Below are 11,737 nucleotides of genomic sequence, written 5' to 3' on the forward strand. Positions count from 1 at the left end.
ATACTCGTCCTAGAAAAGCGTTAGATTGGCTTACACCATTAGAGAAATTTGCTCAGCTTGTTGATTATCATAAGACTTTTCAAACTGTCGCACCTCATGTTTGAATTCGCCAGAGCTTGGCTTTGTCCCTGATTCCGCGGATTTTAATTTGGGGATTTACGCATTGTTATGTGCATATCAACTCACCCATCAAAATAAGCCAAAAATTCTAATTATAGAATCAGTGGCTTAAACAGGATTCGGGTTAATTAAGATGTATGGTTTAATAAGTGCTGTTGTGCGATATACATGGGCTTATCCAAACTTGGTGTACATTGAATCCATGTTCCATCTGCTTGAAGCTCCCATGCACGGCGGTTATCTTGAAGATAATTCATTAAGCCATCTTGCAGAATTTGTTTACGAAGTTTTTTATCTTCGATTGGGAAACAGGTCTCGATGCGAGAGAATAAATTACGCCCCATCCAATCTGCACTGGCGCAATAAAGCTTGTTTTCGCCCTGATGGTAAAAATAATAAACCCGGGTATGTTCTAAAAAACGTCCCACAATTGAGCGGACTCGAATATTTTCAGAAAGCCCTTTCACTTGTGGGCGTAAGCAGCAAATTGAACGGACAATCAAATCGATTTGAACGCCCGCTTTAGATGCCCTATATAGGGCATCAATTAGTTGAGGTTCAGTTAAGGCATTTACTTTAATAATAATCTGCGCTTTTTTGCCTGCTTTGCTATTTTCAGTTTCAGTTTCGATGAGTTCAATCAATTGAGAATGCAGAGTAAATGGTGCATGAAAAAGTTTTTTCAATTTGACCATTTTCCCCATGCCTGTGAGCTCCTGAAAGACTTTATGGACATCTTCACAAATATCAGCATCACTGGTCAGTAGTCCATAATCAGTATAGATTTTGGCATTCATTGCATGATAGTTACCTGTGCCTAAATGAACATAACGTTTAATTTTGTCTATTTCACGACGCACGATCAGAATCATTTTGGCGTGGGTTTTATAGCCAACGATCCCATATACAACAACCGCCCCAGCTTCTTGTAATAGATTGGCAACTTCGATATTTGACTCTTCATCAAAGCGAGCACGTAATTCAATCACTGCTGTGACTTCCTTACCATTTCGTGCCGCTTCAGCAAGGACTTGCACAATTTCAGAATGTACACCACTCCGATAAAGGGTTTGTTTTATGGCTAACACATGTGGATCATGGGCTGCCTCTTTCAGTAGCTTAATGACCGGAGCGAAAGAGTGAAAAGGGTGATGTAATAAAACATCTCCGGTTTTTAATACCTCAAATATGGATTTTTTCCCATACAACACTTTCGGTAATTTTTGTACATGGGGAGGAAAACGTAACTCTGGCAAATTGAAGTTCGATATAAAGCGCGCCAGATTAAGCGGGCCGTCAATACGATAGAGTTGCTCTTGCTTAAGATCAAATTGTCCAAGTAAATAATCAATAATATTTTCAGGGCAATTTTTAGTCACCTCAAGTCTTACAGCCCGACCAAAGCGCCGTGAGGATAGTTCATCTTTTAAGGCAATTGCTAAGTCTTCAACATCTTCTGAGATAGTTAAATCTGCATTACGTGTGACCCGAAATTGATAACATCCAGTGGTGGTTACCCCTGGAAATAACTCATGAAGATGTTGCTGAATAATGGCTGAAAGTAGAATGTAGTGTTCATCCTCGCCAGAAATACTATTAGGTAACTTTACTAATCTAGGTAATGATCGTGGTGCGGGAACAATCGCCAAATCAATTTTTCGTCCAAATGCATCTTTACCTTCTAGGGTTACAATGAAATTTAGACTTTTATTCACTAGCCGAGGAAAGGGGTGGGCTGGATCTAAACTGATAGGTGTGACCACAGGTCGAACTTCATTATGGAAATAGTCCTTAATCCATTCTTTATGTTTTTCGAGGATGTCACCATACTGAATGAAATGAACACCATGTCCTTGCAGTTGTGGTAAGAGATTATAATTAAGTATTTTATACTGTTCTTCGACAGCTTCGTGTGCAAGTTTGGAAATGGTGGTGACTATATCTGAGAGGAGTGAGTTATCTGGACGAGCTCTAGCATGATCTGAAAGTTCAATTTGTTGCATTAAACTGGCAACTCGTATTTCAAAAAACTCATCCAGATTACTTGAAAAAATAATTAAAAAATTTAATCGTTCAAGTAAAGGGTATTCAGTATCTTTCGCCTGTGCCAACACCCGCTTATGAAACTCAAATAGTGAGAGCTCTCTATTTATATACTTTTTTAACGGATGTGATGAAGAGTTTGAAGACACATTTAAGGTAGTCATTTATGGCTCTTATAAAGTCAGATTGCAGCGCTGAAGGAAGCTAATAAAAATTCTTTTAAAGCCTTTGAAAGAGGTTAATTAATTCTTCGTAAATAAAAAATGATTAATTCTGCAAGAAGGCTAAGAATTTAATTTTATTCAATTAAGTATTCTGTGACTGCTTCATGACATTTTTATGACATCGTATTGTATTGTTATTTCATCTGGGTAATATTCAGACTTTTATCTGAATTTAGAAGAAAAGGGGCAACGTTGATTTAAACCGGGACAACTTGGGGGCTTAATGAGAAAAATTCTGGAAAAGCGATTTCACTAAAACTGTCATCAGTTATTCATAGTGATGTCATGTATAAAAACTAAGCTATTTTGAATTTTAACAACTGTTCAAAATCATTATGAATATAAAACCAAAAATATTGAGTTTAAGTTTAATACTTATGGGGTGCTCGTTTTCTGCACATGCACAATTAATGTTTAGTCAGTATATAGATGGTACATCTAATAAAAAGGGTTTGGAAATCTATAACCCTGACAGTTTAACAGTGAACTTAGCTGATTATGAGATTCAACAATTTACTAATGGTTCAACCACGAAATCTGCGACTTTTCAATTAGAAGGTTCATTGGCAAGTAAAGCAAAATACATTATTGGTCGAACAGAGTTGCAGGCAGTAATTGGTAATAAAGTCAATCAAGTGGCAGGACTTGCATTTAATGGAGATGATACCTTGGTCCTGTTTTATAAAGGTACTCCAATAGACCGTTTTGGTCGTGTGGGAGAGGATCCAGGTACTGGTTGGGGAGTGGGTTTTAGTAGTTATCAAAATAGTTTGTCACGTACTAAAACTTCAAATAATGTAACTTCAATTGATCCTGCAACAGCATTTGAGTTAGAAAGCGAATGGTCTAAATGGTCTGATCGAAATGAGTTTTCCCAGTATTTAGATACAAGCGCGCCTATAACCTCCCCCGTTACTCCTATCAGTTGTAATACAGCAGATACGGCGATTGCGGACCTACAATCTGCCGCAGAAAATCAACCATATGTTGTTCGTGGTGTTATTACCGCAGACTACCGTTATGACAATGGTTTTTCTGGTTTTTATATACAAACGCCCGATAGTAAAGCCAAATCCAATTTAAGTAATGCTATTTTTGTCTATCTTCCTGCAAGTAGTAAAATCACTGGAGGAAAAGTAGGTGAAGAGGTTATTTTAAAAGGTCGTTTAACCTCATATCAAAACCAACTCCAAATAGATCAACTTGATCAAAATATTCAAACCTGTAATACACAAGCATCCAATACAGTCACGGCACAGGCACTTAATTTACCGTTTACCAGTTTGACGGAGATAGCAGGAAATGTACCTAAACGCTATCAAGGGATGCTGGTTAAAATCCCACAAACTTTAACGATAAGTGAAAATTACAATTACGGTCGTTATGGTGAGCTATCTTTAAGTTTAGGTCGCTTATATATTCCAACCAATTTATATCCTGCAAAATCTGCTGAAGCAGTTGCATTAGCCAAGCAAAACTTACTTTCTAAAATTATCTTAGATGATGGCTATAATAATCAAAATAGAACACCATTGCTGCCGCAAAACTTCAATGCCTTAAATACATTAAGAACAGGTTCTCAACTGAAAAATGTTGAAGGGATTTTAGAGTACCGTTTTAATGCATGGCGAATTCAACCTATTCAGGCAAAGGCACAACCTGAAATTATCAAGGATACCAATTTACGTCCTTCAACAATGATTGCAAAAGATGCTAAGCAAATTCGCGCTGCGGCTTTTAATGTCTTGAATTATGATAATGGTGCAGAAAAAGGTTTCCCAACAGAACGTGGTGCAAGCTCAGAAGCTGAGTTTAAAAAGCAACATCAAAAAATTGTCAGTGCTTTAAAAACAATTGATGCTGATGTATATGGGTTAATGGAAATCGCAAATAATGGTTTTGATGATAAAAGTGCAGTGGCATATTTATCTCAAGCCTTAGGTGCAGACTGGAAATATGTCATTCCAACTAAAATGACAAAACTAGGTACAGATGCAATTGCAGTTGCGATTATTTATAACAGTAAGCGCGTAAAACCTGTGGGAGAATCTGCGGTTTATGACGATCAGACTCAAAAAAACCGTGTCACCATGGCGCAAAGTTTCCAATCTGTAAATGGTGGAAAAATATTTACGATAGTACCGAATCACTTAAAGTCGAAAGGCAGTTGTCCTGCCGATAAAACTCTAGCCGATGCAGATCAGGGTGATGGTCAAGGTTGCTGGAATGCAACACGTTTAACTGCAGTACAAGAACTTATGCAGTGGATTGCAAAAAATCCAACACAAGTGGCTAAACCAAATTATTTGCTGGTCGGTGATATGAATAGTTATGCTAAAGAAGATCCGATTTTAGCATTAGAAAAAGCCAATTATAAAGTCTTGCTCAATGACGAAAAAATTGGACAAGGTAAAACAGCCTATAGTTATGTATTTGGTGTTGCAAGTGATGCCAATGGCAATGGGGGCGCAGGAAACCTAGACCATGCAATTGCTGATGCAGACTTATATCCAATGGTGAAACGCGCTTTTGCTTGGCACATCAATGCTGATGAGCCGACGGCCTTAGACTATAACGAAGAATATAAAACAGATGAGCAAATTGCAGCATTCTATAGCGATGATGCATTCCGTTCTTCCGATCATGATCCTGTAATTGTTGATATGGATTTAAACGAAAATATATCGAGTAATCCTGATACAGGAAAAATAAGCGGTGGCAGCATGGGGATCTGGTCAATGTTAACCTTAACGGGCCTCGTTTTAGTTTCCATGATACGCAGACGTAAATTTTGATATGAGTTCATAGACTGTAAATTAAGAAAACTGACGAAATAAATTTAATCTATAAGGGGAAATTTCATATTTCTCCTTATTTTATTGAGTGCTTAAAAAATTAGCCAAGCAATAATCAAACATATGCTTATTCAAAATTTATAATTTAAGCTTGGGGCATGAAATGAAAAGTTCCCTAATGGGATAACTTAACCATTTGTTAAAAAACAATTAGAAAAAATAGTGAATGTCATGAATTTTAAACAGCAGACCTACATGATGTTTGTTTAAATTATAATCAGGTGGGGTGGTCATGTCTTTTAATAATAAACTAACTAGGTATTCGGGTTTTACATGCAGTTTATTAGTTTCTAGTATGTTTTTAACTGGGTGTAATAATGATAGTAAAGAAAATACGAATATAACGCCTGTTATTCCTCCTAAACCGCTGGAAGTCAATTTAGTACATATTAATGACAGTCATTCACATTTGGATGAGGAAAGTACTATATTAATGCTTGAAACTTCGATGGGTAAACGTGAAGAAATACAAGTCTCTAATGGTGGTTTTGCACGCGTTGCTGCGTTGATGAATACTTTGGCAAGCACTGAGAAGAATCCAATAAAAATTCATTCAGGTGATGCCATTACTGGGGACCTCTATTTTACTTTGAAAGAAGGTGAAGCAGAGGCAGATCTCATGAATAGTGTTTGTTTCGATACGTTAACGCTAGGTAATCATGAATTCGATAATACGGATGATGGCTTAAAAAAATTTATTGGATTCTTAAATGATAAAGGTAATTGTGAAAATAAAACCCAAGTCTTGAGTGCAAATGTCGAGTTTGGAAAAACTTCAGCACTATACCAAACTAACCTTGTTAAACCTTATACAGTTATGGAAAAAGAAGGGCAGAAAATTGCTTTAATTGGTTTAACGATTGCCAATAAAACTAAAAATGCTTCTCGACCAAATCAAGATACTGTATTTAATGATGAAGTAGTTACTGCACAAAAATATATTGATGAGCTAAAACAGCAAGGCATCAATAAAATTATTGTTCAATCTCATTTAGGGTACGGGTTAGAAAAAGATTTAGCCACTAAATTGTCAGGCGTTGATGTCATTGTTGGCGGAGATTCTCATACCTTGCTGGCAGATGCGAAACTTAAAAGTTACGGTATAAGCCCAGAGGGTGACTATCCCACTGTATTAAAAAATAAAGATGGTGATCAGGTCTGTGTTGTACAGGCATGGCAATATAGTTATGTCGTCGGACAACTCAAAGTCAACTTTGATGCCGATGGTAAAATTGAAGCATGTGCAGGAAAAGCCAATGTATTGATTGGCGATGATTTTAAACGTACAGCTAAAGATGCTCCAGCATTGATGAGTACGGAACTAGATTCTATTAAGCGAGATATTGAAAATAGTAACTCCTTACGTATTGTACAGCCTGATGCTATAGCTTTAAGTATTTTAGAACCGTATAAAGTCGCTAAAAACTTATTAGGCAAAGAAAAAGTTGCCATTGCTAATGATAATTTATGCTTACGTCGTGTTCCAGGAATGACCAAAGATACATCACGTTCTAGTTTAGGTGATGTCTGCAATAAAGCAGATTTTATTAATCAGCATGGGGGTGATGTACAGCAGCTGGTTGCCGAAGCATTTCTACAGCAAGGTAAAAAATATTTTAATGCAGATATTTCAATCCAAAACGGAGGAGGGGTAAGGGTAGATCTGCCTCAAGGTGATATTACGGTAGAGAAAATTTATACAGTGCTGCCATTCAAAAATACCTTAGTACAATTAAATGCAACTGGCCAAGAAATTAAAGCAGTGCTGGAAGATGCCATGGATGCTGTTACGAGTAATAACACAGGCAGTTATCCATATGCGGGTGGACTACAATGGGATGTAGATTTAACTAAGGCAAAGGGTCAGCGTTTATCCAATTTAAAGGTTCGAAATGCACAAGGTCAATATCAGCCATTAAATATGAATCAGACCTATCAAGTAATTACCATCAACTTTCTGGCTGATGGTCAGGACTTTTACACAAGCTTTAAAGACATTACTGGTGAGCGTCGTATAGATGTGGGATTAGATTATGCAGAAGCATTTTTGCAGTATGTAGAAGGGTTACCTGGTGAAAAAGGGCAAAAGGCCTTGTCCCGATTGCCAGTTGAGCAATACAGCACGCAAAATTATAAAGAATAAAAAGGATTTATTGATAAAAGATAAAAATTTTGGCTCAGACCGATCCATAGTTTTAAAAAAAAGAAGCTCCATTGAGCTTCTTTTTTTTAAAACTATGGATTAGAGAAATATTACTTTTTAAATTTTCATTCAAATTAATTTAAAAGGGGAAATAACTATTCCGATTCGTAAAGCGTATATTTGGTCTATATAGTACAATGGAAGTTGATTACATAGTTTTTGCTGGAAAATCTAAGGTTTGTCGTAATTTTTTGAAAGACGTTAAGTGATATTTAAGAATCAAATAAACTATTTTCATCATAGTGAAATAATTTGATTTTATATTTAGTGCAAATAAATAATACTGAATAATTAGTGATACAGCGCAAATTGATCTGTTTAATTTGGGAGAGTTAAACAGATTTTTTTCTTGAAAAAAATATCTAATCCCTAGCCGAAATTGTTACGGCACTAACAGCCCCGTCAAGTTATTGAGCGGGGTTTTTCTTTTCTTATTGGTGGTACACATGGATGCAGTCAATGCAAAGAGAACCTTAAATAAATTACACAATGAGTGAAAGAGATATGAAAACTTTGAACCGACATTTATAAACAGCTAACAGGTGATCACTATTGATGATAATGATGCCTAGTATTTACATGCCTATGAAGAATATTTAATCCAATATTAACCAGGAATATCTATTTAAATACAAATAGAACAGTGGGTTAATTTTTTAAAAAAGTCGCTCTTGGTGTAATACAGTCATAGGCTTATGTAGGGTAGCAGGTGATATGTCATCTAACTCATTAAGCTGAACAGATCGTGGGCGGCCAATACACGCTAAGCAAAACTAAAATTGCAGAGCATGACCATCTTTTACTGAATAGAGCTGCAGACGAGGAAAATCCTCTAGAGTCGATGGATATTTATCTATTGATGATTTTACTAATTTGAAAAGTTGAGGCTGTTGTTTAACATCTAACTTTTTTGCAAATCTTGTCCAAGTAATTGCCAAAATTTGGCAGGAAATAAATCATTCAAATTATTTCACATTCAATAATTGATCCCACTTGAAGTAGTTTTGAGTTAGCCGATCTCTTGACATGTTCCAGGTTCTATTCGGTAACGTACTTGCTCCTAAAGCCAGCTTGGTTTTGCCAAACTTATGATGGATTTCCTCAAGTGAATCCATCAGGTTATTGTCTAAGCTTATTTGCTTCATGTCAGTGAACAGGTCATAAATATGGGAAGCTTTAGGCTCCAGGCACGTCAAGATCACGCCACATTTCTTAAAGGCAATATCTTTGGTATACAAGTCATCAATCATCGTGGTAGCAATTTTAGAGAACACTAACAGGTTGTCAGTAGGTTCTTGTAAAGTCACTGCAGCTGACTTGCTGTAATAAGGTCTATACGTGTCAAACGGGTTAGATTGTACGAAGCCAATTATATAACCACACAATAAATTTTCACCTCTTAAACGAGTAACTGCATCTTGCACATAGAGGCTCATAGCTTCTTTTAAGTCGTCAATATGGTAAATCTTTTGTCCAAAAGAACGGCTTGCAACAATCTGCTTTTTTGGTGCCCGCGTATGCTCTAGCTCTATACATGAAACACCCTGCAATTCCAGTAATGTCCTATGCATGACGATAGAAAACTGATCTCTGATCATCAGAGGCGAAGCCATAATGAAATCCATGACTGAGTGTATCCCCATGCTGTTGAGCTTTTGGCTGTGCTTCCTGCCAACTCCCCAGATTTCACTCACTTCTATAGCTTGGTACAGATCTTCAGCAGAGCAAGGATCCATTGAAACTAGGTTGCATACACCGTTCAGATAAACATTCTTTTTCGCAATGTGGTTTGCTAGTTTTGCTTCTGTCTTAGATCTGCCAATGCCAATACATACTGGTAAACCAAGCCAAGAAAAAATACGCTGACGAATGTGCTGGGTATAGTCAGTTAAGTCGTAATTTCCCGCATGGGCTGTCAGATCGAGAAAACATTCATCAATAGAGTAAATCTCCTGTTCTTTAGGAGAAACAAAGTCGGACAGGACTTTCATGAATCTGCGTGACATCTCTGCATACAGGGCATAATTGCTAGAAAGCACTTGGACCTGATGCTGTTCAACGATGTCCTTGATCTGAAATAGAGGAACACCCATCTTAATGCCTAGGTCCTTGGCCTCTTGAGAGCGGGCTACAGCGCAGCCATCATTATTAGACAGGACAATTACTGGTTTATCTTTTAGACCAGGGTTAAAGATGCGCTCACAACTCACATAGCAATTATTAATGTCTACTAAAGCGTAGATTTTCTGAGAATATATGGTCATTGGGCAGGAAACCAATAAAGAAATTAACGATTTCTAAATGACTTAATGACAAAAGTAACCACACCCCAAATCACCATTTCCTGGCCATCTTGCAGATGAATGTCTGAGCAATCTGGATTTTCAGCTTTAAGCCAACGATAATTATTTTCGATCATTAAGCGTTTTACAGTGAAATCATTGTCGATCAGTGCAATCACGATGTCTTCATGTTTGGCGTCAATACTTCGGTCTACAATCAGTTCATCATCAATCTCAATACCTGCATCTCGCATAGAAAGTGAAGCGACTTTCACCACAAAGGTTGCTGCTTCATTTCTAATCAAGTGTTCATTCATGTCTAGAGTTTTATCTACATAGTCTTGGGCAGGGGATGGAAAGCCAGCAGCGATTTTCTCAGCGGCTAAAGGAATTTTCATGTAGGTGGATGACTCTACAACAGAGATTGAAGCAATATCATTAAAGCACGGGTTTTCTGTCTTATTGAGATAGTTTTTAATCTCTATAATCTTAGAGAGGGGCACTCTTAATGTTTTTGTAGGCTCGTTATATTTCAGTTTTCTACCTGCACCTTCTCTGATTCCACCACGATTATTGTTCATAATCTACCTACTATTTGATTTTGTGACAAAATCAAATATTAACTTTAACTCTATGTAAAAACAATATAATTTGGATGAATGGTTAAGGTGAAATTATAAATTCCCGGAACTTATAGGCCTTATCTTTTGTTAATTCGCGGCATACTGAGTAACTTCTATTGAAGTTTAAGAGATCGTGGTCTGCCAATACAGGCTAGATGTAGACAAAACTTAAATGCTGCAAGAGCATGGCCATCTTTTACCGAATAGAGTTGCAGACGAGGAAACTCCTCTAGAGTCGATGGATGTTTACCTGTTGATGCTTTTGCTAATTTAAAAAGTTGAGGCTGTTGTTTACCATCTAACTTTGTTTGCAAATCTTGTCCAAGTAAGTGCCAAAATTTGGCAGGAAATAAAGCCTTAACTTGGGAGTAAAAATGTTCGAGTTGATCGATATCCTTCCAGCGGTAATGGATACCGGTATATGATGCGGTCACTCGAGTTAAAAATACATTTAGGACGTATGCAATTTGTGCTGGATTTTTACGAGCTATTTTCTGTAGATGTTCAAAAAAATATGTCACTGTATAAAGCTCTTCAGCGCTATCAAGCATTGCTGGTTTTAAGTGGATTGAGCTATCAATACTAAATAAACGGGGATTCCCTTTTTTTGATTTAATGTCTGCTAAATTTAGGGCATTTTCATACCAATAATTGACAAGCTCTTCTGGTAAACACATTTTTTGAGATACAGCTTGAGGATCGTTGTGAATCTCTAATTGATTTAAGGTTTCATAAAAGCGTTGAAGTGAAATTTTAGAGCCTTCTGTGCCGGCGAAGAAAGCAAAAAAGTCATGGGATTGATTTGTTTGTACTGACAGTTCTGCAAGAATGTCAGTAGCATTACTCTGAAGCCAGTTTGTTTGATCATTCAATAATATAGTGGCTAGAACGGCCTGATTTTTCTCAAAATTAAAGTTTTTTTCATCCTTTGTTATTTTTAAATTTTTATACCTTGCATTGTAGCCCATGATTTTTTTAGCCAGTTCATTTTGCATATCTGAATGATGTTTCAGTAGTTTTTGACCAGCAATGAGATAACTTAAGTGAATATAACTTTTGAAAGTTTCAACGGGTTCTATATGTCCTAAAAGATGTGCGATAACAAACCAATGGTTTTGTCCATGCTCATTTTGAAGAAGTTCAGCTCGTATTTTTTGATACTCATCTGCACTATAGTCAGTTAGCTCTTGCACAAGTGGCGCATATTCACAGTTCAGTACAAGTGATAAATGATTCGCTGTCGTGTGACGAAAAGAGTGAAATGAATAATGATGTCCGGTGGTGTTTCAAAAAGTATGCTGAAAAAAAGCAGGTTGGATTTTGATAAAATAGAGAAATGCGAATAACTCTAGAAATCAAGTGTCCAGCCTGCCTAAGTGACAGTATA

Annotated in this window: 5 protein-coding genes and 3 pseudogenes; 3 read left to right on the forward strand and 5 right to left on the reverse strand. The window is 36.8% G+C overall.

Annotated elements, in window-relative coordinates:
• Positions 1-142 precede the first annotated feature (142 nt).
• A pseudogene (locus WFH18_RS18550) lies at positions 143-232 on the forward strand (IS982 family transposase); the annotation flags it as partial.
• 16 nt (positions 233-248) lie between these two features.
• On the opposite strand, the gene ppk1 reads toward WFH18_RS18550, so the two are convergent.
• A complete protein-coding gene (gene ppk1, locus WFH18_RS14870; RefSeq protein WP_005105077.1) occupies positions 249-2,327 on the reverse strand; it encodes a polyphosphate kinase 1 in 2,079 nt (692 codons plus the stop codon).
• Between the two features lie 392 nt (positions 2,328-2,719).
• Here ppk1 and WFH18_RS14875 point away from each other — a divergent pair, with 392 nt between their 5' ends.
• Together WFH18_RS14875 and WFH18_RS14880 are read left to right on the forward strand one after the other, a co-directional pair.
• Positions 2,720-5,182: an ExeM/NucH family extracellular endonuclease gene (locus WFH18_RS14875; protein ID WP_392388435.1), complete on the forward strand. Its 2,463-nt coding sequence runs from the start codon at positions 2,720-2,722 to the stop codon at positions 5,180-5,182.
• A 292-nt stretch (positions 5,183-5,474) separates the two neighbouring features.
• Positions 5,475-7,385 carry a bifunctional metallophosphatase/5'-nucleotidase gene (locus WFH18_RS14880; RefSeq protein ID WP_005105082.1) on the forward strand — a complete coding sequence of 637 codons (1,911 nt, stop codon included), beginning with the start codon at positions 5,475-5,477 and terminating at the stop codon, positions 7,383-7,385.
• Between the two features lie 716 nt (positions 7,386-8,101).
• Here WFH18_RS14880 and WFH18_RS18555 read toward each other — a convergent pair.
• From WFH18_RS18555 to WFH18_RS14895, 4 genes and pseudogenes are all read right to left on the reverse strand, one after another.
• Positions 8,102-8,400 (reverse strand): annotated as a pseudogene (locus WFH18_RS18555) (hypothetical protein); the annotation flags it as partial.
• Between the two features lie 10 nt (positions 8,401-8,410).
• Positions 8,411-9,709, reverse strand: coding sequence for a Y-family DNA polymerase (locus tag WFH18_RS14885; RefSeq protein WP_086044321.1), 1,299 nt, complete (start codon positions 9,707-9,709; stop codon positions 8,411-8,413).
• 23 nt (positions 9,710-9,732) lie between these two features.
• Positions 9,733-10,308, reverse strand: coding sequence for a LexA family protein (locus WFH18_RS14890; RefSeq protein ID WP_005105086.1), 576 nt, complete (start codon positions 10,306-10,308; stop codon positions 9,733-9,735).
• A gap of 155 nt (positions 10,309-10,463) precedes the next feature.
• Positions 10,464-11,624: pseudogene (locus WFH18_RS14895) on the reverse strand (hypothetical protein); the annotation flags it as partial.
• Positions 11,625-11,737: the final 113 nt, after the last annotated feature.

Origin of the sequence: Acinetobacter sp. USHLN143 (assembly GCF_037145695.1) — a bacterium.
Lineage (GTDB): Bacteria > Pseudomonadota > Gammaproteobacteria > Pseudomonadales > Moraxellaceae > Acinetobacter > Acinetobacter fasciculus.